The sequence below is a fragment of the Streptomyces sp. NPDC048659 genome (assembly GCF_040650575.1).
GTDB lineage: Bacteria > Actinomycetota > Actinomycetes > Streptomycetales > Streptomycetaceae > Streptomyces.
In genome coordinates this window covers 1-24,206 of the sequence record NZ_JBEZHM010000042.1, presented here as the reverse complement: position 1 = coordinate 24,206, position 24,206 = coordinate 1, and the positions used below count along the sequence as shown (strand labels likewise).

General features: G+C 74.3%; 23 protein-coding genes and 1 pseudogene. 14 read left to right on the top strand and 10 right to left on the bottom strand.

Annotated features, from left to right (window positions below):
- Nucleotides 1-16: 16 nt before the first annotated feature.
- The gene (locus AB0C99_RS27440) at nt 17-1,630 is read right to left on the bottom strand and encodes an MFS transporter (protein WP_362480295.1); all 1,614 of its coding nucleotides are present in this window, start codon (nt 1,628-1,630) and stop codon (nt 17-19) included.
- 189 nt (nt 1,631-1,819) lie between these two features.
- Between AB0C99_RS27440 and panB the strand changes: the two genes are divergently transcribed.
- From panB to AB0C99_RS27425, 3 genes are all read left to right on the top strand, one after another.
- Nucleotides 1,820-2,683 (top strand): 3-methyl-2-oxobutanoate hydroxymethyltransferase, encoded by an 864-nt coding sequence (gene panB, locus AB0C99_RS27435; protein ID WP_362480292.1) that lies wholly within the window; start codon nt 1,820-1,822, stop codon nt 2,681-2,683.
- A 141-nt stretch (nt 2,684-2,824) separates the two neighbouring features.
- The gene (locus AB0C99_RS27430) at nt 2,825-3,829 is read left to right on the top strand and encodes an ATP-binding cassette domain-containing protein (RefSeq protein ID WP_362480289.1); all 1,005 of its coding nucleotides are present in this window, start codon (nt 2,825-2,827) and stop codon (nt 3,827-3,829) included.
- A complete protein-coding gene (locus tag AB0C99_RS27425; RefSeq protein ID WP_362480286.1) occupies nt 3,826-4,677 on the top strand; it encodes an ABC transporter permease in 852 nt (283 codons plus the stop codon). The genes AB0C99_RS27430 and AB0C99_RS27425 overlap by 4 nt, the downstream gene beginning before the upstream one ends.
- A 12-nt stretch (nt 4,678-4,689) precedes the next feature.
- Here the strand turns inward: AB0C99_RS27425 and AB0C99_RS27420 are convergent, their stop codons facing one another.
- Complete coding sequence (locus AB0C99_RS27420; RefSeq protein WP_362480283.1) at nt 4,690-7,980, bottom strand: BTAD domain-containing putative transcriptional regulator; 3,291 nt, start codon at nt 7,978-7,980, stop codon at nt 4,690-4,692.
- Between the two features lie 214 nt (nt 7,981-8,194).
- Between AB0C99_RS27420 and AB0C99_RS27415 the strand changes: the two genes are divergently transcribed.
- A complete protein-coding gene (locus AB0C99_RS27415; RefSeq protein ID WP_362480280.1) occupies nt 8,195-8,989 on the top strand; it encodes a site-2 protease family protein in 795 nt (264 codons plus the stop codon).
- A gap of 12 nt (nt 8,990-9,001) precedes the next feature.
- On the opposite strand, the gene AB0C99_RS27410 is transcribed toward AB0C99_RS27415, so the two are convergent.
- Together AB0C99_RS27410 and npdG are read right to left on the bottom strand one after the other, a co-directional pair.
- Nucleotides 9,002-9,193 carry a hypothetical protein gene (locus tag AB0C99_RS27410; protein WP_362480278.1) on the bottom strand — a complete coding sequence of 64 codons (192 nt, stop codon included), beginning with the start codon at nt 9,191-9,193 and terminating at the stop codon, nt 9,002-9,004.
- A gap of 65 nt (nt 9,194-9,258) precedes the next feature.
- Nucleotides 9,259-9,963, bottom strand: coding sequence for an NADPH-dependent F420 reductase (gene npdG, locus AB0C99_RS27405; RefSeq protein WP_362480275.1), 705 nt, complete (start codon nt 9,961-9,963; stop codon nt 9,259-9,261).
- Nucleotides 9,964-10,064: 101 nt separating this feature from the next.
- Between npdG and AB0C99_RS27400 the strand changes: the two genes are divergently transcribed.
- A complete protein-coding gene (locus AB0C99_RS27400) occupies nt 10,065-10,670 on the top strand; it encodes a hypothetical protein (protein ID WP_362480272.1) in 606 nt (201 codons plus the stop codon).
- 126 nt (nt 10,671-10,796) lie between these two features.
- A complete protein-coding gene (locus tag AB0C99_RS27395) occupies nt 10,797-12,053 on the top strand; it encodes an MFS transporter (protein WP_362480269.1) in 1,257 nt (418 codons plus the stop codon).
- Here AB0C99_RS27395 and AB0C99_RS27390 read toward each other — a convergent pair.
- On the bottom strand, nt 12,050-12,463 hold the full coding sequence (locus tag AB0C99_RS27390) for a hypothetical protein (protein WP_362480266.1): 414 nt from the start codon (nt 12,461-12,463) through the stop codon (nt 12,050-12,052). The two genes, AB0C99_RS27395 and AB0C99_RS27390, sit on opposite strands and share 4 nt — an antisense overlap.
- Nucleotides 12,464-12,482: 19 nt before the next feature.
- On the bottom strand, nt 12,483-13,028 hold the full coding sequence (locus tag AB0C99_RS27385) for a plastocyanin/azurin family copper-binding protein (protein ID WP_362480263.1): 546 nt from the start codon (nt 13,026-13,028) through the stop codon (nt 12,483-12,485).
- A 110-nt stretch (nt 13,029-13,138) separates the two neighbouring features.
- On the opposite strand from AB0C99_RS27385, the gene AB0C99_RS27380 reads away from it, so the two are divergent.
- Nucleotides 13,139-13,753 carry a sigma-70 family RNA polymerase sigma factor gene (locus AB0C99_RS27380; protein ID WP_362480261.1) on the top strand — a complete coding sequence of 205 codons (615 nt, stop codon included), beginning with the start codon at nt 13,139-13,141 and terminating at the stop codon, nt 13,751-13,753.
- Nucleotides 13,750-14,517, top strand: coding sequence for a zf-HC2 domain-containing protein (locus AB0C99_RS27375; RefSeq protein WP_362480258.1), 768 nt, complete (start codon nt 13,750-13,752; stop codon nt 14,515-14,517). Before AB0C99_RS27380 ends, AB0C99_RS27375 begins: the two co-directional genes overlap by 4 nt.
- Before the next feature lie 91 nt (nt 14,518-14,608).
- Here the strand turns inward: AB0C99_RS27375 and AB0C99_RS27370 are convergent, their stop codons facing one another.
- Nucleotides 14,609-14,860 carry a hypothetical protein gene (locus AB0C99_RS27370; protein ID WP_362480255.1) on the bottom strand — a complete coding sequence of 84 codons (252 nt, stop codon included), beginning with the start codon at nt 14,858-14,860 and terminating at the stop codon, nt 14,609-14,611.
- Nucleotides 14,861-14,918: 58 nt separating this feature from the next.
- Here AB0C99_RS27370 and map point away from each other — a divergent pair, with 58 nt between their 5' ends.
- Together map and AB0C99_RS27360 are read left to right on the top strand one after the other, a co-directional pair.
- Entirely contained in the window at nt 14,919-15,776 is an 858-nt protein-coding gene (map, locus tag AB0C99_RS27365; protein WP_362480252.1) for a type I methionyl aminopeptidase, read from the top strand.
- 88 nt (nt 15,777-15,864) lie between these two features.
- Nucleotides 15,865-16,554: a biliverdin-producing heme oxygenase gene (locus AB0C99_RS27360; protein ID WP_362480431.1), complete on the top strand. Its 690-nt coding sequence runs from the start codon at nt 15,865-15,867 to the stop codon at nt 16,552-16,554.
- Between the two features lie 142 nt (nt 16,555-16,696).
- Here AB0C99_RS27360 and AB0C99_RS27355 read toward each other — a convergent pair whose 3' ends face one another.
- From AB0C99_RS27355 to AB0C99_RS27345, 3 genes are all read right to left on the bottom strand, one after another.
- Nucleotides 16,697-17,365, bottom strand: a complete 669-nt coding sequence (locus AB0C99_RS27355) for a PhzF family phenazine biosynthesis protein (protein ID WP_362480250.1) — start codon at nt 17,363-17,365, stop codon at nt 16,697-16,699.
- Between the two features lie 118 nt (nt 17,366-17,483).
- Entirely contained in the window at nt 17,484-19,028 is a 1,545-nt protein-coding gene (locus AB0C99_RS27350) for an HtaA domain-containing protein (RefSeq protein WP_362480247.1), read from the bottom strand.
- 188 nt (nt 19,029-19,216) lie between these two features.
- Complete coding sequence (locus AB0C99_RS27345) at nt 19,217-20,677, bottom strand: HtaA domain-containing protein (RefSeq protein ID WP_362480244.1); 1,461 nt, start codon at nt 20,675-20,677, stop codon at nt 19,217-19,219.
- Between the two features lie 176 nt (nt 20,678-20,853).
- Here AB0C99_RS27345 and AB0C99_RS27340 point away from each other — a divergent pair, with 176 nt between their 5' ends.
- The 4 genes and pseudogenes from AB0C99_RS27340 to AB0C99_RS27325 form a co-directional block, all read left to right on the top strand.
- On the top strand, nt 20,854-21,894 hold the full coding sequence (locus AB0C99_RS27340; protein ID WP_362480241.1) for an ABC transporter substrate-binding protein: 1,041 nt from the start codon (nt 20,854-20,856) through the stop codon (nt 21,892-21,894).
- A complete protein-coding gene (locus tag AB0C99_RS27335; protein WP_362480239.1) occupies nt 21,891-22,979 on the top strand; it encodes an iron ABC transporter permease in 1,089 nt (362 codons plus the stop codon). Before AB0C99_RS27340 ends, AB0C99_RS27335 begins: the two co-directional genes overlap by 4 nt.
- Entirely contained in the window at nt 22,976-23,848 is an 873-nt protein-coding gene (locus tag AB0C99_RS27330) for a heme ABC transporter ATP-binding protein (RefSeq protein ID WP_362480236.1), read from the top strand. Before AB0C99_RS27335 ends, AB0C99_RS27330 begins: the two co-directional genes overlap by 4 nt.
- A gap of 190 nt (nt 23,849-24,038) precedes the next feature.
- Nucleotides 24,039-24,206 (top strand): annotated as a pseudogene (locus AB0C99_RS27325) (peptidase M75); the annotation flags it as partial.

Below are 24,206 nucleotides of genomic sequence, written 5' to 3'. Positions count from 1 at the left end.
CCGCCGCCGTCTCTCGTTACCTCGTCACCGATTCTCCCGCCTCCGCGCGGCTGCCGGGAACGGCGGCGGGTCCGGCCGGGGCGGCGGGGGTGCGGCCGGGCAGGAAGAGGGCCACGACGACGGCGCCGATGAGGGCGACGGCGGCGGAGCCGATGGCGGTGACGTGCATGGCGTCGAGGAAGGCGTCGTACGCGGGGGCGACCAGGTCGCGCCCGGCCGGGCCCAGCTTCGCGGCGACGGCCAGGGTGGCCTCGATGGACTCGCCGGCCGCGTCGCGCAGGCCGGGCGGGACGGCGCCGAGGTGGTCCTCGATGCCGCCGCGGTAGGTGGAGGACAGCACGGAGCCGAGGACGGCCACGCCGAGGGCGCCGCCGACCTGGCGGAAGGTGTTGTTGATGGCCGAGCCGGAGCCGGCCTTCTCGCGGGGCAGGGCCTGCATCACGGCGACGGTGACCGGCGGCATGATGTGCGCCATGCCGGCGCCCTGGACGAAGAAGACGAGCTCCATGACCCAGACCGGGGTGCCGGCGTCGAAGAAGGCGAAGGCGCCCAGGCCCGCGGCGACGGCGAGCATGCCGGCGGTGCACACGGCCTTGGCGCCGAAGCGGTCGACGACGAGCCGGGCGCGCGGCGAGAAGAGCATCTGGGCGACGGCCAGCGGCAGGATCAGCAGGCCGGACTCCAGGGCGCTGTAGCCGCGGACGCTCTGCAGGTAGAAGGCGGAGAAGAAGGTCACGCCGAGCAGGGCGAAGAAGACCAGCGCGATGGCGGCGACGGCGGCCGAGAAGGCGGGCTTGCGGAAGTAGGAGATGTCGAGCGCCGGGTGGTCGCTGCGCTTCTCGTACAGGACGAAGGCGGCCAGGATCGCGAGTCCGCCCAGCGTGGGCAGCAGCACGGTGACGTCGGTGACGCTGGCCAGCTCGCCGCCGCGGATGATGCCGTACACCAGCAGGACCAGGCCGAGGACGGAGAGCAGCACGCCGGGCAGGTCGACGCGGCCGGGCTTCGGGTCCTTGGAGTCGGGCACGAGCCAGGCCATGAGGGCCAGCGCGAGGATCACGACGGGCACGTTGACCAGGAAGATCGAGCCCCACCAGAAGTGCTCCAGGAGGACGCCGCCGGTGATGGGGCCGATGGCGATGGCGAGGCCGACGCTGCCGGCCCAGATGCCGATGGCCTTGGGCTGCTCGTCGCGCTCGAAGACGTTCATGAGGACGGCGAGGGTGGCCGGCATGACGAAGGCGGCGCCGAGGCCCATGAGGGCGCGGTAGGCGATGAGCTCGCCCGGGGAGCCGGAGAGCGCGGCGAGGGCGGAGGCGATGCCGAAGACGGTGATGCCGAAGAGCAGCACCTTCTTGCGGCCGAGCCGGTCGCCGAGCAGGCCGGAGGTGAAGAGGAGGCCGGCGAAGACGAGCGTGTAGGAGTTGATCGCCCACTCCAGCTCGCTCTGGGTGGCGCCGATGCCGGTGGGGGCGGGGCTGGCGATCGTCTTGACGGCGACGTTCAGGATCGAGTTGTCGAGGACGACGATCAGCAGGCTGAGCATGAGCACACCGAGGATCGCCCAGCGGCGGCGGTGGACGGCCTCGGGTATGCGGGGCGCGGGGATTTCAGGGGACGGCTGAGACATGACGTTCACCCTAGGCCCTTTTCGATACGAGACCGTCTCGTATCGATAGAGCTGGAGAAGTCTTTACGTTGCGGCCGTGTGAACAGCGCCACTCCGCCCCACTTCCCCGCCCACCCGGCGAAGTGCCACCATGGACATGGTCCGGGGACGCCACAGGGCGCCTCGAGATGACAAAAGGAGCCGTTCACCATGACGCTTCAGGCTGCCCAGAAACCGCCCGCCGACAGCAGCAAGGCGCTGTACGGGGGGAAGGGCACCCGCCGCATCACCGTCCACGACATCGCCGCCGCCAAGACCCGCGGCGAGAAGTGGCCCATGCTCACCGCCTACGACGCCATGACCGCGTCCGTCTTCGACGAGGCCGGCATCCCGGTGATCCTCGTCGGCGACTCGATGGGCAACTGTCACCTCGGCTACGACACCACCGTGCCCGTCACGATGGACGAGATGACCCTGCTCTCCGCCGCCGTCGTCCGGGGCACCACCCGCGCCCTCGTCGTCGGCGACCTCCCCTTCGGCTCGTACCAGGAGGGCCCCGTCCAGGCCCTGCGCAACGCGACCCGCCTGGTCAAGGACGCCGGTGTCGGCGCGATCAAGCTGGAGGGCGGCGAGCGCTCCCTGGCGCAGACCGAGCTGCTCGTCCAGGCCGGCATCCCCGTCATGTCCCACCTGGGCCTCACCCCCCAGTCCGTGAACACCATGGGCTACCGGGTGCAGGGCCGCTCCGACGAGGCCGCCCACCGGCTGCTCGGCGACGCCAAGGCGGCGCAGGACGCGGGCGCCTTCGCCGTCGTCCTGGAGCTCGTCCCGGCCGAGCTGGCCGCCGAGGTCACCCGCTCCCTGCACATCCCGACCATCGGCATCGGCGCCGGCCCCGGCACGGACGCCCAGGTCCTCGTCTGGACCGACATGGCCGGGCTCACCGGCGGCAAGGTGCCGCGCTTCACCAAGCAGTACGCCAACCTCCGCGAGACGCTCGGCGACGCCGCCCGCGCCTTCGCCGAGGACGTGTCCGGCGGGGCGTTCCCCGCCGAGGAGCACACCTTCCACTAGGCACACCGAACCCTCCCGGTAAAGACGACAGCCCGCCGACCGTCCCCCGTCGGCGGGCTGTCGGCCGCTGTCGGCGCCTGTAGGCGGGGCTGTCGGTCGGCTGTCGGCGGGTTGTCGGTGGCGGCGTGTTCCATGGGGGGCATGACGCGATCACACACCAACGCCGTCGAGGTCCGGGGCCTCGTGAAGCACTTCGGCGAGACGAAGGCCCTCGACGGGGTCGACCTGGACGTGCGCGAGGGCACCGTCCTCGGGGTCCTCGGCCCCAACGGAGCCGGGAAGACCACGCTCGTCCGCTGCCTGTCCACCCTCATCGCCCCCGACGCCGGCACCGCCGTCGTCGCCGGCTACGACGTGGTGCGCCAGCCCCGCCAGCTCCGCCGCACCATCGGCCTCACCGGCCAGTACGCCTCGGTCGACGAGAAGCTGTCCGGCCGGGAGAACCTGTACATGATCGGGCGGCTGCTCGACCTCTCCCGCAAGGACGCCCGCGCCCGCGCCGACGAGCTCCTGGAGCGCTTCTCGCTCACCGAGGCCGCCAAGCGCCCCGCGATGAACTACTCCGGCGGAATGCGCCGCCGCCTCGACCTGGCCGCCTCCATGATCGGCCGCCCGGCCGTGCTCTACCTGGACGAGCCGACCACCGGCCTCGACCCCCGCACCCGCAACGAGGTCTGGGACGAGGTCCAGCGGATGGTCGCCGAGGGCGCCACCGTGCTGCTCACCACCCAGTACATGGAGGAGGCCGAGCAGCTCGCCAGCGAGCTGACCGTCATCGACCGCGGCCGGGTCATCGCCCGCGGCGGCGTCGACGAGCTGAAGGCCCGGGTCGGGGGCCGCACCCTCAAGGTCCGCCCGGCCGACCCGGCCGAGCTGTCCGCCATGGCGGCGGCGCTGCGCGAGAGCGGCCTCGACGGGATCGCCGGCGCGACCGTGGTGCCCGACGAGGGCGTGCTGTACGTGCCGATCCTCAGCGACGAGCAGCTCACCGCCGTCGTTGGCCTGCTCGGCGCCCGCAGCTTCGGCATCGCCCACATCGGCACCCACCTGCCGAGCCTCGACGAGGTGTTCCTCGCCATCACCGGACAGAAGACGTCCGCCACCGACGCCGCCACCGACACGCTCAGCCAGGAGGCCGCCGCGTGAGCACCACGACCCTGTCCCAGTCCCCCGTCAAGACCCCGAACCCGGCCCCCCGGACACCGGGCGCCGCCGACGGCCGCATCGGCCTGCGGGCCAACCTGCGCCACATCGGCGCCCTGGTCCGGCGCAACGCCCTCCAGATCAAGCAGGACCCGGAGTCGATGTTCGACGCCGTCCTGATGCCGATCATCTTCGTGCTGCTCTTCGTGTACGTCTTCGGCGGCGCCATCGCCGGCAAGGGCAACAACGCGGAGTACGTGAACTACGTGGTGCCCGGCCTGATGGCCATGATGGGCATGAACATCGCGATGGGCGTCGGCACCGGCATCAACGACGACTTCAAGAAGGGCGTCATGGACCGGTTCCGGACCATGCCGATCGCCCGCTCCTCGGTCCTCGTCGCGAAGATAGTCGTCGAGCTCGGCCGCATGCTGATCGCCACCGCGATCCTGCTCGGCATGGGCTTCCTGCTCGGCCTGCAGATCCACACCTCGGTGCTCCACCTGTTCGCCGCGATCGGCCTGTCCGCCGTCTTCGGCGCCGCCCTGATGTGGATCTTCATCCTGCTCGGTCTCACCATGAAGACGGCCCAGGCCGTCCAAGGGATGGCGATGCTGGTGCTGATGCCCCTCCAGTTCGGTTCCTCGATCTTCGCCCCGCCGACCACCATGCCCGGCTGGCTCCAGGGCTTCACCGAGTACAACCCGCTCTCCAACCTCGCCGACGCCGCCCGCGGCCTGATCAACGGCGGCCCCGTCGCCCACTCGGTGTGGATGACCCTCGCCTGGGCGGCCGGCCTCACCCTGGTCATGGCCCCGCTCGCGGTGGCCAAGTTCCGCAAGAAGACCTGACCCCCGGGGGACTCAGGACTCGGCGCGCCCGTTGATCGCGTCGGCGCGTCCGAGCAGGGCGGCGGCCTCCTCCAGGGAGAGGCCGCCGCCCTCGGCGTGCGCCGCCTCGAACGCCGCCGCGCCCAGCGCGTCCCGCGCCAGCCCGGTCGCCCGCGCCAGGTTCTCCCGCTCCATCGGCGGCGGCAGGTGCCCCGGCGGCAGCAGCCCCTCGTAGGCACCCAGCAGCATCCCGGCCATCCGGGCCTCGGCACCGCCGATCCCGGCCAGCGCCCAGGCCGCCGTGACCAGGTGGATCGCCGGCATCTGCGGCGCGACCATGATCGACAGCGCCCCCAGCGAGCGGTCGTACGCCCGCCGCGCCAGGCCGAGCGCCGAGGCGTACCGCCCGTCCAGGTTCTCCACCCACGCCAGGCTGCCGAGCGTGAAGCCCTCGAAGACCGAGAAGCTCTCCGAGCTGAACGCGTCGAGCAGCGCCAGCAACTGCTCCCGGGCCTCCGCCGTCCGGCCGGTCCGCCCGAGCAGCATGGCCAGGAAGATCCGGGCCGCGAGCATCGGCTCGTGCCCCCGCCCGTACCCGCCCTCGACGACCTCCTGGAGGATCTTCTCGGCCTCCTCCTGCCGCCCGGTCTCCATCAGCATGTCGGCGTAGCGGGCCCGCAGCAGCGCCATCTGCGACTGGGCGCCGACCCGGCGCGCGTAGCCGATGGCGGCCTCGAAGTCCTCGGCGGCGCCCTCGAACTCCAGCCGCCGCTCCCGGGCCTCGGCCCGCGAGGACAGCGCCTCCGCCGCGCCCCAGGCGTCGTCGAGCCCGACGAAGATCCGCAGGCTCTCCTCCGCGTCGGCGGCGGCCTGCCCGGCCAGATCGGCCCGGTTGGCCAGCATGTTGGCCCGCAGCTGGAGGGCGTTGCCGAGCTCCCAGTCGTAGCCGTGGCGGCGGCAGGCCGCCACATGGGCGTCCAGCGCCTCGGCCATCCGCCCGGGCTCGGCGATGAGCAGCACGGCGAAGACGCTGAAGGAGCCCGGCAGCCGGCAGGTCTGCGGCAGTCCCGGCGGATAGCGGTCGTTGATCACCCGCAGCCGCGCGAGGCCCTCGGGCGTGGTCCACCGCCCGGTCTCGTGGTCCATGTTGAGCAGCTCGATCAGCCGCACCCCGCGCCGCGCCTCCCACAGCTGCTCCTCGCTCAGCGGCGGCGGGACGGCGGTGACCGCCTCGTGCAGCGGTACGACGGGGGCGGCACCGGGCCCGAACGGATCGGGCCCGAGGGCGGCGACCGCCTCGGACCAGTGCAGGGCGTCGGCGCGCAGGTCGCGCATGGTCCAGTACCAGAGCAGGGAGTGGACGAGGACGAGCGCCTCGTGCTCGTCGCCCGCCGCGACCGCCCGGCCAAGGGCCGTACGGAGGTTGCCGTACTCGACGCCGAACCGCGCGAGGGCCTCGGTCTGCCGCCCGCCCCGCAGCGCGGGGTCGGTGACCCGGGCCAGCTCCCGGTAGTACTCCAGGTGCCGCCGCTCGGCGACGCCCCGCTCCCCGCCCTCGTCCAGCCGCTCGGAGGCGTACTCGGCGACGGTCTCCAGCAGCCGGTACCGCATCCCCCGCTCCCCCGGCACGGCCACGACGAGCGACTTGTCGACCAAGGCACCCAGCACGTCCAGCACCTCCGGCGCCCCACCCCCACACACGGCCTCGGCGGCCTCCAACTCACACCCACCGGCGAAAACGGACAGCCGCCGCAACACCCCCCGCTCGCCCTCGTCCAGCAACTCCCACGACCAGTCCACCACCGCCCGCAACGTCTGCTGCCGGGGCAACACGGTCCGAGCCCCGGAACTCAACAACCGAAACCGGTCATCCAACCGCTCCGCGATCTGCCCCGCAGACAACACCCGCAACCGAGCCGCAGCCAACTCCACCGCCAACGGCAGCCCGTCCAGCCGCCGCACGATCTCCTCCGCGGCCCCCCGCTCCTCCTCCACCCGGAACCCCGGCCGCACCGCCGCGCCCCGCTCGCCGAACAGCCGCACCGCCGCCTCCACCGGCAACGGCCCCACCGGACGCACCACCTCCCCCGGCACCCCCAACGGCTCCCGACTCGTCGCCAGCACCGTCACCCCCGGACACCGCGCCAGCAACACCTCCACCAACTCCGCGACCGCACCCACCACATGCTCACAGTTGTCCAGCACCAACAGCATCCGCCGCCGCGCGCAGTGCTCGACGAGCCGCCCGACCGGACGCACGGTGTCCTCGCCGAGCCGCAGCTCCTCCGCGCCCGCGCCGCGCAGCACGGTCTCGCGGGCGCCGACGGCACCGAGGACGGTCTCGACGACGGCGGCGGGGTCGGTGACGGGGGCGAGCTCGACGAACCAGACCCCGTCGCTCCAGGACCGCCCGACCCGGTCGCCGACCTCCTGCGAAAGCCGGGTCTTGCCGACCCCGCCGGTCCCGAACAAGGTCACCAGCCGAAAGGCACCCAACTCCCCGGCGATCTCCCCGAGCTCCCGGTCACGCCCGAGAAAACTGGTGAGCCGAGCGACAAGATTCCCCCGAACCCAACTGGCCCCTTCCTCCTCCACCCTTTCCTCCTCGGAGAGCAACTCACCGTGGAGCCCCCGAAGCGCGGCGGAGGGATCGACCCCGAGCCGCTCGACGAGCTCCCGCCTGACCCCCTCGTAGGCGGCGAGCGCCTCGGCGGAGCGCCCGGCGTCGCGCAGGGCCCGCAGCCGCAGCGCCTGAAGGGTCTCGTCCAGGGGATACGCGGCACACAGAGCGGTCAGTTCGGGCAACACGGAGGCACTCTCGCCCTCCTCAAGGGCAAGGGCGAACCGCACCCGCAACGCGTCGACCCGCCGAGCACCCCACCGCGCCCGCTCCCCCTCGACCCCCGAGAGATCGGCAAGAGGCACGGCATCTCCCTGCCACAGCCCCAGAGCCTCGTCGAGCAGCCGAACGGCAAGGGCGCCCTCCCCCTGCCGCGTTCCCTCCCCGACGAGACGCTCGAACCGAAGAAGATCGACGTCATCTCCCCGGGCATCCAGCCGGTACCCGCCCTCGACCGACAACACCCGCTCCCGCTCCCGCCCCAGCGCCCGCCGCAGCCGCCCCACCAGCGCCTGGAGGGCGGCGACGGCGTCGGCGGGCGGGTCGGCGCCCCAGACCTCGTCGACGAGCACGCCCACGGGCACGGGACGCCCCGCCCGCAGCGCGAGGGCGGCCAGCAGGGCCCGCACCCGGGGCCCGCCGACGGCGACGTCGGTACCGTCTGACAGCTGGGCCCGCGCCGGGCCGATGACGAAGTAACGCACCCGCCCATTCTCCGTGGACGACGGCGAGGAGGGGGACGGGGCGGGGGTGGGGGTGTTCCGGACGTGGCGGCGCCCGGAACGAGCGCAGCGAAGTGGAGGTCGCAGTCCGGAACACCCCCACCCCCGCCCCGTCCCCCGCACCCCCCACGGGTGAGGCCCGCGCGGTACGTTTCCCGACACGGCACAAGACGACGTCCGCCCAGGGGAGCCCCGCATGAGCACGACGACCCACCGCCACCACGAACGGCGGATCAGCCCCGTCTTCCTGGCGATCCTCGCCGTGATGGGCGTCACCGGCTGGGCGGTGTGGACGGACTTCGCGGCCCTGCCGGGCCTGGCGGTCTTCCTCTTCGTGACCTCGGCGTGGATCGTCTCGCTCTGCCTCCACGAGTACGCGCACGCCCGCACGGCGCTGGCCGGCGGGGACATCACGGTCGGGGCGAAGGGCTACCTGACGCTGAACCCGCTCGCGTACACGCACGCGGTGCTGAGCATCATCCTGCCGGTACTGTTCGTGATCATGGGCGGTATCGGCCTCCCGGGCGGCGCCGTCTTCATCGAGCGGAACCGGGTCCGGGGCCGCTGGAAGCACAGCCTGATCTCCGCGGCGGGCCCGCTGGCCAACGTGGCCTTCGCCGTCGTGTGCACGGCGCCGTTCTGGCTGGACGCCCTGGACGGCGTCCCGCCCGCCTTCCGGTACGCGCTCGCGTTCCTGGCGTTCCTCCAGGTCACGGCGGCGCTGCTGAACTTCCTGCCGGTGCCGGGCCTGGACGGCTACGGAGTGGTCGAGCCCTACCTCTCGTACCGCTTCAAGCGCCTGATCGAGCCGTACGCGCCGTACGGCTTCTTCGTGGTGATCGCGCTGCTCTTCGTGCCGGCGATCAACGGGGCGTTCTTCGACGGGGTGGACGCGCTGATGCGGGCGCTGGGCGTGCCCGAGCTGACCCGCGCCTGCGGTTCGAGGCTGTACCGCTTCTGGGAGGGGACGCCGGAGGTCTGCGCGGTCTGAGGGGGCCGGCCCCTAGCCCTCCGTGGCGGAGGCACCGGCCGCCTCGGCCTTGGCCCGCCGGATGTAGTACCAGGCCATGTTGGAGGACAGCCCGGCGAGCAGCACCCAGACGATGCCGATCAGGTTGCCCTGGACGAAGGAGACGACGGCCGCGGCGACGGCGAGCGCGCAGACGACCAGGGCGTAGAGAGCGAGGCGGGGCATGGGGGTACGGCTCCTGTCCGGTACGACGGTGGTGCCGTCCCAGTGTCCCCCATGCCCGGAACGTCTCAGACGTCGGTGACCCGCAGCCCGGCGTGCGCCTTGTAGCGCCGGTTGACGGAGATGAGGTTGGCGACGAGCGACTCGACCTGGTGCGCGTTGCGCAGCCGCCCGGCGAAGACGCCGCGCATGCCGGGGATGCGCCCGGCGAGCGCCTGGACGATCTCGACGTCCGCGCGGACCTCGCCGAGGACCATGACGTCGGTGTCGATCTCGTCGACGGACGCGTCCTGGAGCAGCACGGCGGACAGGTGGTGGAAGGCGGCGGTGACCCGCGAGTCCGGCAGCAGCGCGGCGGCCTGCTCGGCGGCGGAGCCCTCCTCGGGCTTGAGGGCGTAGGCGCCCTTCTTGTCGAAGCCGAGCGGGTTGACGCAGTCGACGACGAGCTTGCCGGCGAGCTCCTCGCGCAGCGCCTCCAGGGTCTTGGCGTGCCCGTCCCACGGCACGGCGACGATCACGATGTCGCTGCGCCGGGCGCACTCGGCGTTGTCGGCGCCCTCGACGCCCAGGCCGAGCTCGTCGGCGGCGGCGGTCGCGCGGTCGGCCGCGCGGGAGCCGATGACGACCTTCTGGCCGGCCTTGGCGAGCCGGTAGGCGAGGCCGCGGCCCTGGTCGCCGGTGCCGCCGAGGACGCCGACGACGAGCCCGGAGACGTCGGGGAGGTCCCAGGGGTCCTTGGGGGCGGGGCTGCTGGAAGTGGGCGTGGAAGTCATGCCCCCGACATTACCGACCGGTCGCACCGGGGGACCCCGTACGGGTGAGAGTTCCGCGAACGGCGGCGGCGGGGCGCCCGGCGGGCGCAGGATGCGGGGCCATGGACGCCGTACGTGTCGCGCTGCTGCGCGAGGTGCTCGCCGGTACGGAGTGGCCGGCGGCGGCCCGCCGCTTCGCGGGTTCGCTGCGCTCGTCCGTCGTCTCGCACGGCGGTGGGCTGCTGCTGGTGGGCACGGAGGAGTACGAGCCGTGGCACCTGGCCGCGCATCTGGTGGACGAGTCGGCGTGGTCGGGCTGCCCGGAGCTGGCGCCGACGCTGGTGCGGCACCGGGTGCGCCCCGGGGACCCGGCGCACCTGGCGGTGGGGCTCGGCCGGATCGAGTCGGCGCGGCGCGGGTCGACGCTGCTGATGGTGGCGCCGACGCGGCCGGCGGACGCGCTCCTGGAGCGGGTGCACGACGCGCGGCGGGCGGGGGCGACGGTGCTGTCGCTGGACGCGGGCGACCCGGAGCTGAGCGGCCTGGCGCACGAGACGCTGGTGGTGGGGGCGGCGGCGGAGGTGGATCTGGACACGGTCCAGCACCTGGTGAGCGCGGCGACCGGGGAGAACTGCCTGCCGCCCGCGCCGCGCGGACGACTGCGCTTCAAGGACCGCCTGTCGAGGCTGGCGGACCAGCTGACGGCACCGCCACCGGCACGGTGGTAGCGGCCGGCGGCAACGGACGGAGGCACGTGGTGACGCGGTGACGCGGTGACGCGGTGACGCGAAAACAACGGCACGCCGGGCTAATTCGCTTGCCCCCGCCGAACGCCCCGCCGAGCATGTCCCCTCGTGAAACGACTGCTCCCCGATCTGGCGCCCTGGCGCGCGTCCCGTGATTTCCGGCGCCTGTGGTGGCAGGGCCTGGTCGCCGTCTTCGTCAGCTTCATGGCGCTGGTGGCGCTGCCGTTGCAGATCAAGGAGCTGACGGACTCGCCGCTGGCGGTCGGCGCGATGGGCGCGGTGGAGCTGGTCCCGCTGGTGGTGTTCGGGCTGTACGGCGGGGCGCTGGCGGACGCGGTGGACCGGCGCAAGGTGATCGTGGCGACGGAGGCGGCGTTCGGGCTGCTGGCGGTGGTCCTGCTGGTGAACGCGCTGCTGCCGGAGCCGCTGCTGTGGCCGCTGTACGTGGTGGCGGCCGGGGTCTCGGCGCTGGCGGGGCTCCAGCGCCCGGCGATCGACTCGATGCTGGCCCGGGTGGTGCCGCACGAGCAGCAGACGGCCGCGGCGGCGCTGAACTCGCTGCGCTGGCAGCTCGGCTCGATCGCGGGCCCTTCGTTGGCGGGTCTGGTGGTGGCGTACGCGGGGCACGCGGCGGCGTACGGGATGACGGCGGTGGGGTGCGCGGTGTCGGTGCTGCTGTGCCGGGGGCTGGCGCCGGCGCCGCCCGCGCGGGACGCGGACAAGCCCTCGCTGCGCGGGATCGCGGAGGGCGCGCGGTACGCGTGGTCGCGGCCGGTGCTGCTGGGGACGTACGCGATCGATCTGGCGGCGATGTTCTTCGCGTTCCCGAACACGATCTTCCCGTTCCTCGCGGACGACCTGGGCGCCCCGTGGGCGCTGGGCCTGATGTACGCGGCGGGTTCGGTGGGCTCGCTGGTGCTGGGGCTCACCAGCGGCTGGACGTCGCGGGTGCGGCGGCACGGGCTGCTGGTGGTGGCGGGGGCAGCGGGCTGGGGCCTGGCGATCGCGGCGGCGGGCTGGTTCGGGAACATCTGGCTGGTGCTGCTGTGCCTGGCGTTCGCGGGCGCGGGCGACATGCTGAGCGGGCTCGGCCGGTCCACGATCTGGAACCAGACGATCCCGGAGGAGCTGCGCGGGCGGCTGGCGGGCATCGAGGTCCTCTCGTACAGCGTGGGACCGCAGCTCGGGCAGGTCCGGTCGGGCGCGATGGCCGGCTGGACGGGTACCCGGGCGGCGGTCTGGTCGGGCGGGGTGGCGTGCGTGGCGTCGGTGGGCCTGCTGTGTCTGGCGCTGCCGAGGCTGCTCTCGTACGACGCGGAGACGGACGAGGACGCGCTGGCGCGGAAGGCGGCGGCGGTCGTCTAGGACGGGCCCTGGGTGCCGCGCCGGGGCTCCGGCCGGGGCCGGGCCCGCAGGGTGAGGGCGGCGAGCACGAGGACACCAGCCGTCTCGACGACGAGGGTGGTGACGACGAGGCGCGCGTCGACGGTCTCGCGGAAGCCGAAGAGGCCCGTGGTGAGGCTGAGGACGAGCGCGCCGAGGGTGCCCGCCGTGAAGAGCGCGGTGGCCGCGGCGACCCCGGCGAGGAAGCGGCGGGGCGTGCCGAGCAGGGCGGCGGCGAGGGCGAGGCCGATGACGCCGTTGAGGAGGAAGAGGACGCCGATGGTGGCGAGGTCCCGGTAGCCGTCTCCCCAGAGGTAGAGGTGGATCAGGGCCATCGCGACGGTCAGGGCGGCGCCGGTGAGGCGCAGCGCGGGCGTGACGACGGAGGTCACGTCGTGGTGTCCCGTGGTTCTAGTAGCCGGTGCCGTTGCCATTGCCGTTGCCGTTCCCGGGAGTGGTCGTGGTGGGCGCGGTGGGCGCGGTGGAGTTCGTCGCGCCGCCGATGGTGAGCTGGGTCTTCATGCCGAGGTCCTTGTGTCCGTCGATGGGGCAGTAGACCTGGTAGGTGCCGGGCTTCAGGTCGACGGTGAGGGTGGTGGACTGGCCCGGGCCGACCGTCTTGCTGCGGCTCTCCGTGCCGTTGCCCTGGATCTCCAGGGCGTGGTCGTGCTGTCCGTCGTTCTTCTCGGCGAAGGTGTAGCGCCCCGGCTGGGTGGGCTGCGGGGAGAGCGCGATGTGGAAGTCGGTGAGGTCCGTCTTCACCTGGGTGGTCCCGGCGGGCGCCGGTGCCGTGGTGGACGGCGCGGACGCCGCCGGGGTCTGCGTACCGCTGCCGCTGCCGCCGCCGCTCCCGCCGCCTCCGCAGGCGGCCAGGAGGCCCACCATGGCGGCGCTGGTCAGGCCGAGGGCGATCCGGCCGCCGGTCCGGGTTCGGTGCTGGTGCGTGGTTCCGTTCATGATTCGGTCCTCCACAGGGGATACGGCCGGGCCGCGCGAAGGGATTGCGCGGACAATGGACGGCAGGCAATCCCTTCGGGGCCGCGGAACGTATCCACGGTGTGCGGCACATGGGCGCTTCCTTCGGGCGCGTACCCGACGAGGCACTGCTCTCCGGTCTGACCACGGGCGACCAGGAGATCGCGGTGGCTTTCGTGCGCCGTTTCCAGGGGGCCGTGTTCGGGGTGGCGGTCACCGTCGTCGGTGATCCGCAGCTGGCGGAGGACATCGCGCAGCAGACCTTCGAGCGGGCCTGGCGGCACGCGCAGGTGTACGACCCGCGGCGGGGCTCGGTGCGGACGTGGCTGACGACGATCGCGCACAACCTGGCGATCGACGCGGTACGGGCCCGGCGGGCCAGTCCGGTGGCCCCGGAGGAGCTGGACGCGCTGCTGGGCGCGGTGACGGACACGCCGGAGCGGCACGCGGTGGCGGAGGAGGGCTCGGCGCGGGTGCGGCGGGCGGTGGGGACGCTGCCGCGCGCGCAGGCGCGGGCGCTGGTGATGGCGGGGGTCTACGGGATGACCGCGCGGGAGGTGGCGGCGGCCGAGTCCGTGCCGCTGGGCACGGCGAAGACCCGGATCAGGGCGGGCACGGCGAAGCTGCGGGCGGCCCTGGAACGGGAGGAGCGGGGGGACCGGGCGGAGCAGGGGGACCGGGCGGACCGGGAGGAGGACCGGCCGTGAACGGCGTGGCGTGCGAGCGGCTGCGGGAGCTCGGCGCGGAGCTCGCGCTGGGGGTGCTGCCGGCCCGGGAGCGGGCGGAGGCGGTGGCGCACCTGGACGGCTGCCCGGAGTGCCGGGAGTACGTGGAGCGGCTGACGGCGGCCGGTGACGGGCTGCTCGGCCTGCTGCCGGAGGTGGAGCCGCCGGTCGGCTTCGAGAGCCGGGTGGTGGCGGCGCTGGCCCCCGCCCCGGCTCCGGCGGTCCCGGCGGTCCCGGCGGCGCGGCGGGACCGGTGGCCGCGGCGGCACCGGCTGCGGTTGGCGGCGGTGGCCGGGGCGGCGGCGCTGGCCTGCGGGTTCGGCGGCTGGGCGGTCGGCACGGCGGTGGTGGCGGGCGCGCCCGTGGTGTCGACGGCGCCGGGGCACGCGGGCCTGTCCGAGGCGGCGCTGCTGTCGCCCGGCGGGCAGGAGGTGGGCCGGGTCTTCGCGCACGCGGCGGGGGCGGGGCGGCCGGGGTGGGTGTCGATGGCGGTGGACCTTGAGGGCACGGGCGGCGCGGGCGCGGGGAGCGGGCGGGTGCGGTGCGTGCTCGACACGGCCGACGGCGGTACGACGGTGCTCGGCTCGTTCGCCCTGAAGGACGGCTACGGGTACTGGGCGGCCCCGGTCCCCGCCTCGGCCTCGGCGGGCGCGGGGAGGCCGTCCGGGGTCCGCCTGCTCGCCCCGGACGGCACGGTCCTCGCGACGGCGGCCCTCCCGGCGCCGACGGCCACGTCCACGGCCTGAGCCCGGAAACCGGGCCGGAAACCGGGCCGGGGGCCGGGGCCGGGGGCCGGGGCCGGAGCCCGAGGCCCGGGGCTTCAGCGGCCCCGCCGGCTCAGCCGTCCCGGTCCTGTCCCGAGCCCGAGGGGTCCTCGCCGGAGGGCTTGTCGTGCCAGCGGGGGTCGGTCTCCCACTCCAGGTTGCGCTCCTTCGCCGTCTCCATGGCGTGGGCGGCCTCCTCGGGGGTGGCGTACGGGCCGAAGCGGTTCTTGGCCGGGCACTCGGGGCCCTCCTCGACCTTCTTGTGCTCCAGGCAGTAGTACCACTCGCCCGGTTTGCCCACCGTGCGCTTCTTGAACAGGGCCATCGTCGGCTCCTTCCTCTGTCGCCATGCTGCCCCAGACGCGGTCGTTAGACTCGCTGACATGTCTGGCCAGTCGCTTCTCGTACCGGGGGAGCTCTCCCCCCACCGTTCCGTTCCGGGGTCCATCCGCCGCCCCGAGTACGTCGGAAAGCCCGCCCCGACCCCGTATTCCGGGCCCGAGGTGCAGGACTCCGACACGATCGAGCGGATGCGGATCGCCGGCCGCATCGCCGCGCGGGCGATGGAGGAGGCCGCCAAGCACATCGCGCCGGGCGTGACCACGGACGAGCTGGACCGGGTCGCGCACGAGTACATGTGCGACCACGGCGCCTATCCGTCGACGCTGGGCTACCGCGGCTTCCCGAAGTCGCTGTGCTCGTCGGTCAACGAGGTCATCTGTCACGGGATCCCCGACTCGACCGTCCTCCAGGACGGCGACATCGTGAACCTGGACGTGACGGCCTACATCAACGGCGTCCACGGCGACAACAACGCCACCTACCTGTGCGGCGACGTCGACGAGGAGTCGCGGCTGCTCGTCGAGCGGACCCGCGAGTCCTTGAACCGGGCCATCAAGGCGGTCAAGCCGGGCCGCCAGGTCAACATCATCGGCCGGGTCATCGAGTCGTACGCGAAGCGCTTCGGCTACGGCGTCGTGCGCGACTTCACGGGGCACGGCATCAACTCGTCGTTCCATTCCGGGCTGATCATTCCGCACTACGACTCCCCGCACCACACGACCCTCATCCAGCCGGGCATGACCTTCACGATCGAGCCGATGCTGACGCTGGGCACCCACGACTACGACATGTGGGAGGACGGGTGGACCGTGGTGACCAAGGACCGCAAGCGGACGGCGCAGTTCGAGCACACGCTGGTGGTGACGGAGACCGGGGCCGAGATTCTTACGTTGCCCTGACCCGGTAGAGGGGTAGCTTTTTACCGACAGGACGTCGGGAACCAGTTGACTTAGGCAAGCCTAACTTGGCAGGATCATCCTGGTCATGATGGTTCCCGACCCCCGACGGTCCCGGAGGCACGCCTTGGACACGCCCTTCTCGACACTCATCCGCACCGCGTCGCACGAGCAGCACACGGAGGCCGAGTCGTCGACGTTCATGAGCGACCTCCTCGGCGGACACCTGGCCGTGGACGCGTACGCGCGCTACACGGAGCAGCTGTGGTTCGTGTACCGGGCCCTGGAGGACGGCGCGGAGGCCCTGCGGGCCGACCCGGTCGCCGGGCCCTTCATACAGCCGGAGCTGTTCCGCACGGCCGCCCTGGAACAGGACCTCGCGCATCTGCGGGGCCCCGACTGGCGCGCCGGGCTGACGGCCCTGCCGGCCACCGAGGCGTACGCGGCGCGGGTCGCGGAGTGCGCCCGCGACTGGCCCGCCGGTTATGTGGCCCACCACTACACCCGGTACCTGGGCGACCTGTCGGGCGGCCAAATCATCCGCGACAAGGCCGAGCGGACCTGGGGCTTCGCGCGCAAGGGCGACGGCGTCCGGTTCTACGTGTTCGACGCCATCGGCAACCCGGCGGCGTTCAAGCGGGCCTACCGGGAGCTGCTGGACGGGGTGAACGCGGACGACCTGGAGAAGCAGCGGATCGTCGACGAGTGCAAGCGCGCCTTCGACTTCAACGGCGCGGTGTTCCGCGAGCTGGCCACCGAGTTCCCGCTCAGCGCGGCCTGACCGCATCCGCCGACGCCCGAGGCCCGGCCGACCCCCGCACGGGGGCGGGCCGGGCCTCGGGCGTGGGGGGCCTTGGGCGTCGGGGCCTCGGGCGTCCGGGCCGCAGGCGTCGGGCCCTGGAGCCCGGGGCCCCGGGGGGCCCTCAGACCGTGAAAGTGCGGTCCAGGCGGACCCGGCCGCCCAGTTCCACGATGCCGTCCGGGCCCGGCGCGGTGAGCAGTTGCGAGCCGCGGCCCTGGGTGATGTTGAGGGCCCGGCCGAGCTCCGCCGTGAGCAGCAGCGCCGCCGCGCCCGTCGCCTCGTCCTCGTCGATGCCGTCGCCGCGCCCGGGGAAGGCCCGCGCGCGGATCCGCCCGGCGGCCTCGTCCTCCCAGGCCCAGGCGTAGATCCACTCCCCCGGCTCCGGGACCTCAAGGGCCTCGACCTCGGCGGCCGACGCGTGGCGCCGCAGGGTGCGCGGCGGGGCCCACTCGGCGCGGGCCTCGATCCAGGTGAACTCGCCGTCGCCGCGCACCCACACCTCCCCGGCCGGCGGGTGGACGACCTCCAGGTCGAGCAGCCAGGCCGTGCCGACGAGCGGGTGCCCGGCGAAGGGCAGCCGCAGCCCGGGGGTGTAGATGTCGACGACGCCGCGCTCCGGGTCGTCGACGAACACGGTCTCGCTGAAGCCGAGCTCCTTGGCGAGCGCCTGCCGCGACCCCTCGTCGGGGTGCCCGCGCCCGTCCCGTACGACGCCGAGCGCGTTGCCGTACCGCCCGTCCCCCGCGCAGAAGACCCGCAGGACGTCGATGTCAGTGACCGTCGTGTTCATGGCGGAATTGAAGCATCCAGACGCCGTTCCGCGCCCGGGGACGGAGAAGAGGCCGCGCCCCGGGGCGGGGCGCGGCCTCACGCGCGTACGGAAGCCCTTGCGGGATCCGTACGGAGGGTCAGGCGCCGGTCGCCCGGCGGCGGACGGCGATGACGAGGCCCGCGCCGGCCGCGGCTGCGGCTCCGGCGGCGGCCAGGAGGGGGCCGGTGGCGGTGTCGGAGCCGGTCGCGGCGAGGGCCGCGGAGCCGCCCACGCTGCCGCCCGTACCGCCGCCCGCGCTACCGCCGGTGCCGCCGCCCGCCGAGCCGTCCGACGTGCCCGGTGTCGTCGGGAGCGTGGCGCCCCCGGTGGTGGCGAGGCTGACGGTGACGGGGTCGATGGCGGTGCCCGCGCTGTAGAACGCCTCGCCGCTCGGGCCGGCGAAGGTGGCGGCGCCGTCCTTCGTCAGCTTGGCGGGGAGCGCGGCGAGGGTGACGACGCCGTTCTTGGGCTTCCAGTCGGCCTTGGTGAGGTCGAGGTCGGCGAAGGCCACGTCGTTCTTGGTGCCCTTGGCGGTGGTGACGTCGGCGACGAGGGTGCCCTTGGTGCCGTTCGCCTTCACTTTGACGTCACCGATGGTCCAGTCGATGCCGTGCGCCGCGCAGGCGAAGCGGAGGCTGCCGCCGAAGCCCGCGTCGGCGGTCCTGGCCGTGCTGTCCAGGCTCGCCCGGGTGAAGGCGAAGTCGTAGCCGGAGCCGTTGGTCCGGGCGCCGCCGGCCGGGGTGACCGTACCGCCGCAGGTGCCGGTGACGTACGTCCGCCAGGACTGCTTCACGCCCCAGGTCAGGCGCCCGCTCTTCACCGCGCCGGAGTCCGGGGCGGTGGTGGGGGTGGCCGTGGCGGTGGCGGTCGGCTTCGCCGTTGCCGTGGGGGTGGGCGTCGGCTTCGTCGGCGGGGTGGTGGTGGTCGAGGTCGGCGTGGGCGTGGGGTTCACCGTCGGGGGCGTGGTCGGGGGCGTGGTCGGCGGCTTGGTCGGCTCGGCGCCGCCCGGCGTCACGGTGAGGGTGGCCGCGTCGAGGGCCTCGCCCGCCTTGTAGAAGCCCGCGAAGGCCGCGGCGCCCTGGGTGGTGAGGGTGGCGGGTATGCCCGCGAAGACCATCGCGCCGCCCGCGCCCGTGCCGGGCCGGACCCCGCTCATGTCGAGCGCGGCGAACGGGATGTCGTCGCGGGTGGTGTAGCTGCCGTCCTTCTCCTTGGTGACGACGTCCGCGGTGATCTCGCCGGTCGGCGCGGCGGCGCCCTTCGTCGACAGGCGGACGTCGGAGATCCGGATGTCCAGGGCCCCGTCGTGGGCCTCGAAACGGACGCCGCCCTTGAAGGAGTTGGCGGTGGCGTGGGTGCCCCGGTCGTAGGTGCCGGTGCCGTCGACGAAGGTGAAGACGCCGTGCCCCGCGGCCTGCCGGGCGCCGCCTTCGAGCGTGGTGCTGCCCTTGGAGAAGGGCTTGGCGAGGTAGGAGCGGAACGACTCCTTGATGCCCCAGTCCAGGGTGCCGTTCTTCAGCGGGATCGGGGGCGCGGCATCGGCCGCTACGGCGGGCAGGGCGAGGGCGCCGGTGCCGAGCGCCACGACGGTGGCGACGGCGGCGGCCCGGGCGAGGGCGCGGTGGCTCAGGGGGGTGGCCATGGGTGGGTGCTCTCCTGGTGAGGACGCGCCGCGGCGGTCGCGGGCGCACGGGGGTAGGGCGAGGTGCGGGCGGGTGCCCGTACGGGGTGAGGGAGATGAAGGGGGTGAGGGGGGTGAGGGGGGGTGAGGGGGGGTGAGGGGGTGTGGAGGGAGTGGAGGGCGTGAGGAGGTGCGGGAGTGAGGGGCCGTCAGTCGGTGGGGCGGTCGGCGGGTCCGTCGGCCGCCCGGTCGGCGAGTTCCTCGACATCGGGCTCCGCCCCGGCCGCCCGCCGCCTGCGCAAGGCGAATCCGACGCCGATCGCGGCGGCCAGCAGCAGGCCCGCCCCGAGGGCGAGCGGGACGGCGGGCGACGAACTCTCCCCCGCCGCCTCGGCGGCGGGCGCGGGCGCCGGAGGCGGCGTCGGCGTCGGCGTCGTGGCCTTCGCGTCGGTCCCGAGGTCCGGCAGCGGCGGGAGTTCCGCCGTGGCGCCGACGGCGACGGCGAGGGAGACCGGGTCCATGGCGGTGCCCGCCCGGTACATCCCGCCGAACGCCTTCGCGCCGCCCTCGGTGAGGGTGGCCGGGGCCTCGGCGACGCTGACGAGGCCGTCCTCGGCGCGCAGCTTCCCCGCGTCGAAGGTGACGAGCGGGACCGCCTTCTCAGGCGGGCTCCCCGCCCCGCTGACGTCGGCGCTGAGCGTGCCGCGCCCGTCGGCGACCTTCACGGTGACGGCGCCGAGGGTGAGGTCGAGGTGGGCGCCGGTGAAGCGGACGGCTCCCGTGAACGCGGCGTCGAGGGTGCCGCGTTCGGGGTCGTACGCGCCCTTGCCCGCGGGGAAGCGGAAGAGCGCCCCGCCGTCCTGGGCGCCGCCGCTCAGCGTCCAGCGGCCCTGCGCGACGGCCCCGGTGACGTACTCGCGGAAGGTGCGGCGCACGCCCCAGTCGACGGCCGCGTCCCGGAATCCGGCCGTGGGCGCCGGATCCGCCGACTCCGACGGCTTCGGCGACGGATTCGGCGACTTGGACGGCTTCGCGCCGGCCCCGCCCACGACGTCGACCGAGAGGGCGACCGGGTCCAGCGGCGTGCCGGCCGTGTAGTAGCCGGCGAAGGCGGCGGCGCCCTGCGCGGTGAGGGTGGCGGGCACGCCGGTGAGGACGAGCGGGCTGCCGCCGCCCCGCATGTCGATGCCGGAGAGATCGAGCGCGGCAAGCGGGACCCCGGTGCGGCGGGTCAGGGTGCCGCTGCCCTTGGCCTTGCTCGCCATGTCGGCGTAGAGGGTGCCCCGGCCGTCCTGGACGCGGATCCGGGGGCGGCTGACGGTGAGGTCGAGCGCGTGGCCGCCGTCGGCCTCGCGGTGCCCGAGGAAGCGCACCCCGCCGCCGAAGGCCGCGTCGAAGGCGCCGGTGGCGGGGTCGTACGAGCCGCGCGCGGAGTGGAAGCGGAACTGTCCGGTGCCGACCGTGGCGGCGCCTCCGGCGAGGCTCCAACTCCCTTGGGCGACGGGCCCGGTGACGTAGCTCTGGAAGGAGGTCTTGATCCCCCAGTCGAGCCGGCCGCCCTGCACGGTCCGGCTGTCCGCGCGGGCGGCGGCGGCCGGGAGGAGGACGGCGAGCAAGGCCGCGACGAGTGTCACGGCGGATGCGCGCCCGGGTCTGGAGAACGGCGGCATGGAACCCTCCGGTTCGAAGAATCTTAGGTAAGGCTAACCTAAGCTACGACCCGGTCAAGACGTCCACACCCCCGGCCGCACCCCCGGCCGCACCCCCGGCCGCATCCCCGGCCACGTCCCCGGCGTCGCTCCGCCCCACCCCCGAAATCGCCCCCGAGAGACAGGAAGCCCCTCCGGTGCGCACTTCCCGCCGCACACCCCCGACTCGCCCCCGCAGCAGGGCGGTCGCGCTCCTCGCCCCGCTCGCGCTCGCCCTCGCCCTCACCGCGAGCGGCTGCGGCCCGGCGGCCCCCGCGGCCTCGCCCGCGTCCCCGGGAGGGACCGGGCAGGCCGACCGGATCGAGCCCCTCGCCGCCCGCGACCAGGCCCGGCCCGCACTCCCCGTCACCGTCGCCTCGGCCGACGGGCGCCGGGTGACCGTGACCTCCACCGAGCGGATCGTCCCGCTCAGCGGCTCCCTGTCCGAGCTCGTCTTCAGCCTCGGGCTCGGCGGGCAGGTGGTCGCCCGCGACGTCACCGCCACCTTCGAACAGGCCGCCCGGCTCCCGGTGGTGACCCGGGCTCACGACGTCTCCGCCGAGAGCGTGCTGTCGCTGCGGCCCACCCTCGTCCTCGCCGAGAGCACCACCGGCCCCGCCGAGGCCGTCGCCCGCATCCGCGAGGCGGGTGTCCCGCTGCTGGTCGTCGCGCCCGCCAAGGGCCTCGCCGACGTGCCCGCGCGGATCGGCGCGGTCTCCGCCGCGCTCGGCGTGCCCGGCGCGGGCGACGCGCTCGCCCGGCGCACCGAGGCCCGGCTCGACGCGGTGCGCCGGACGGTCCCCGCCCGCCCCGAGAAGCCCCGGGTCGCCTTCCTGTACGTACGGGGCTCGGCCGCCGTCTACCTCCTCGGCGGCGCCGACTCCGGCGCGAGCTCGCTCCTGGAGGCCGCCGGCGCCGTCGACGCGGGCAAGGAGTCCGGGCTCACCAAGGACTTCACCCCGCTCACCAGCGAGGCGCTGGCCGCCGCCGCGCCGGACGCGATCCTCGTGATGCGCAAGGGACTCGACTCGGTCGGCGGCGTCGACGGGCTGGTCCGCCTGCCCGGCGTCGCCGAGACCCCGGCCGGGCAGGACCGCCGGATCGTCTCCGTCGACGACGGCGTGCTCCTCACCTACGGCCCGCGCACCGACCGGGTCCTGGAGACCCTGATCGACCAGCTGTACGGGGAGGCCAAGTGACCGCCGTACAAGAGGCCCCGGCCGCCGCGCGGAAGGAGACGGCCCCCACCCGCCCCCGCGCGGGCCGGACCGCCGTGCTGACCGCCGCCCTGCTCGGCGCCCTGCTGCTGCTCGCCCTGCTGTCGGCCGGCCTCGGGGCGTACGAGATCCCGCTCGGCGACGTGCTGGCCTCGGTCCTGCACCGGACCGGCCTCGGCGGCCACGCCCTGGACCGGTCGGCGGAGAGCGTGCTGTGGAACATCCGGCTCCCCCGGGTCGTCCTCGCCCTCCTGGTCGGCGCCTCGCTGGGCTGCGCGGGCGCCCTGACCCAGGGCGTGTTCGGCAACCCGCTCGCCGAGCCCGGCGTGATCGGCATCTCGGCGGGCGCGGCCGTCGGCGCGGTCGGCGCCATCGCGCTCGGTCTTTCGTTCCTGGGCGGCTGGACCGTCACCGTCTGCGCCTTCGGGGCGGGACTCCTGACGGTGGGCCTGGTCTACGCGCTGTCGCGGTCCGGCGGGCGTACGGAGGTGGTGACCCTGATCCTCACCGGCATCGCGGTCAACGCCTTCGCGGGCGCCCTCATCGGCCTCTTCGTCTTCTTCGCCGACAACGCCCAGCTCACCCAGATCACCTTCTGGCAGCTCGGCTCGCTGGCGCAGGCGACCTGGCCGAAGGTGCTCGCGGTGCTGCCGTGCGCGCTGCTCGGCCTCGCCGTCGCGCCGCTGTACGCCCGCCGGCTCGACCTGCTCGCGCTCGGCGAGCGGCCCGCCCGGCACCTGGGCGTGGACGTCGAACGGCTGCGGGTGGCGCTGGTCCTGGTGGTGGCGCTGCTCACGGCGGCGGCGGTCGCGGTGGCGGGGGTCATCACCTTCGTGGGCCTGCTCGTCCCGCACCTGCTGCGCATGGCGCACGGCCCCGGGCACCGCTTCCTCGTGCCGGGCAGCGCGCTCGGCGGGGCGGTCGTCCTGATGGCCGGCGACCTCGCGGCCCGTACGCTCGCGGCCCCGGCCGAACTTCCCCTGGGCGTCCTCACCGCCCTCATCGGCAGCCCGTTCTTCTTCTGGCTGCTGCGCAGGACCCGTCGCAGGCAAGGTGGTTGGGCATGACCCTCGGCAGCATGAGAATCCGGCGCCGCACGCGCGCCCTCCCCTCCCCCGTCCCGCCCGGCGGGACCGTCGCCGAGGCGGCCGGGCTGCGGCTCGCGCTCGGGCGGCGCCCGGTCCTGGACGGTGTCGACGTGACCGTACGCGCCGGGGAGGTGCTGGCCCTGGTGGGGCCCAACGGGGCCGGGAAGTCCACGCTGCTCGCGGCGCTCGCCGGGGACCTGGCGCCGGACGCCGGGGAGGTGCGGATCGCGGGCCGTCCCGCGGGCGCCTGGAGCGCCGCCGAACTGGCCCTGCGCCGGGCGGTGCTGCCGCAGGACGCGGCGCTCTCCTTCCCCTTCCCGGTCGCCGAGGTGGTCCGGATGGGCCGGGCGCCCTGGACCGGGACGGCCGGGGAGGCGGACGACGAGGCGGCGGTCGCGGAGGCACTGGCGCTGACGGAGACCGCGGAGTTCGCCGCGCGCCCCTTCCCGGCGCTGTCGGGCGGCGAGCGGGCCCGGGTGGCGCTGGCCCGGGTGCTCGCCCAGCGGACCGGGCTGCTGCTGCTCGACGAGCCGACCGCCGCGCTCGACCTGCGCCACCAGGAGCTGGTGCTCGGGGTGTGCCGGGCGCGGGCGGCGGCGGGGGTCGCGGTGGTCGCGGTCCTGCACGACCTGGGGCTCGCCGCCGCGTACGCGGACCGGGTGGCGGTGCTGCACGAGGGCCGGATCGCGGCGGCCGGGCCGCCCGCGGAGGTGCTCGGCGGGGAGCTGCTGAGCCGGGTCTACCGGCAGCCGGTGGAGGTGTTCCCGCACCCCAGGACGGGCACCCCCGTGGTCCTACCCGCGCGTAACCCGAATCGGGACAATCCGCCCCGCTTGACCAGCCCTTGACCAAGCCCTGAAGGCCCCGTGGGGCAGCCGTGACCAGGTCGTGTCCGGGGCCCCGGGCCTGAGAGCTGAATCACTGGACGGGTGGGTATCGCTCAGGTAAGCCTCGGTTAAGTTAGGTCCGCCTCACCCCGTCCCCCGCACCCTGTCGCCAGCGCCTGTCCCCCGCGCCATGTCCCCGAGTGGAGCCCTCATGCGAGCCGTCCGTCTCACCGTCCTCACCGCCGCCGCCACGGCGGCGGTCCTGGCCGCCGCCACGGGCTGCACGCAGAAGAGCGACGGCAAGTCGGAGGACGGCGCGGTCCAGGTGATCGCGAAGGACGACTCGTGCGAGGTGTCGAAGAAGGACTTCCCGGCCGGG

Excerpts from the sequence above, each read along its gene's own strand:
- AB0C99_RS27440 (WP_362480295.1), bottom strand. The coding sequence starts at position 1,630 with ATGTCTCAGCCGTCCCCTGAAATCCCCGCGCCCCGCATACCCGAGGCC.
- panB (WP_362480292.1), top strand. The coding sequence starts at position 1,820 with ATGACGCTTCAGGCTGCCCAGAAACCGCCCGCCGACAGCAGCAAGGCG.
- AB0C99_RS27430 (WP_362480289.1), top strand. The coding sequence starts at position 2,825 with ATGACGCGATCACACACCAACGCCGTCGAGGTCCGGGGCCTCGTGAAG.
- AB0C99_RS27415 (WP_362480280.1), top strand. The coding sequence starts at position 8,195 with ATGAGCACGACGACCCACCGCCACCACGAACGGCGGATCAGCCCCGTC.
- AB0C99_RS27410 (WP_362480278.1), bottom strand. The coding sequence starts at position 9,193 with ATGCCCCGCCTCGCTCTCTACGCCCTGGTCGTCTGCGCGCTCGCCGTC.
- npdG (WP_362480275.1), bottom strand. The coding sequence starts at position 9,963 with ATGACTTCCACGCCCACTTCCAGCAGCCCCGCCCCCAAGGACCCCTGG.
- AB0C99_RS27400 (WP_362480272.1), top strand. The coding sequence starts at position 10,065 with ATGGACGCCGTACGTGTCGCGCTGCTGCGCGAGGTGCTCGCCGGTACG.
- AB0C99_RS27385 (WP_362480263.1), bottom strand. The coding sequence starts at position 13,028 with ATGAACGGAACCACGCACCAGCACCGAACCCGGACCGGCGGCCGGATC.
- AB0C99_RS27380 (WP_362480261.1), top strand. The coding sequence starts at position 13,139 with ATGGGCGCTTCCTTCGGGCGCGTACCCGACGAGGCACTGCTCTCCGGT.
- AB0C99_RS27370 (WP_362480255.1), bottom strand. The coding sequence starts at position 14,860 with ATGGCCCTGTTCAAGAAGCGCACGGTGGGCAAACCGGGCGAGTGGTAC.
- map (WP_362480252.1), top strand. The coding sequence starts at position 14,919 with ATGTCTGGCCAGTCGCTTCTCGTACCGGGGGAGCTCTCCCCCCACCGT.
- AB0C99_RS27360 (WP_362480431.1), top strand. The coding sequence starts at position 15,865 with ATGGTTCCCGACCCCCGACGGTCCCGGAGGCACGCCTTGGACACGCCC.
- AB0C99_RS27355 (WP_362480250.1), bottom strand. The coding sequence starts at position 17,365 with ATGAACACGACGGTCACTGACATCGACGTCCTGCGGGTCTTCTGCGCG.
- AB0C99_RS27350 (WP_362480247.1), bottom strand. The coding sequence starts at position 19,028 with ATGGCCACCCCCCTGAGCCACCGCGCCCTCGCCCGGGCCGCCGCCGTC.
- AB0C99_RS27345 (WP_362480244.1), bottom strand. The coding sequence starts at position 20,677 with ATGCCGCCGTTCTCCAGACCCGGGCGCGCATCCGCCGTGACACTCGTC.
- AB0C99_RS27330 (WP_362480236.1), top strand. The coding sequence starts at position 22,976 with ATGACCCTCGGCAGCATGAGAATCCGGCGCCGCACGCGCGCCCTCCCC.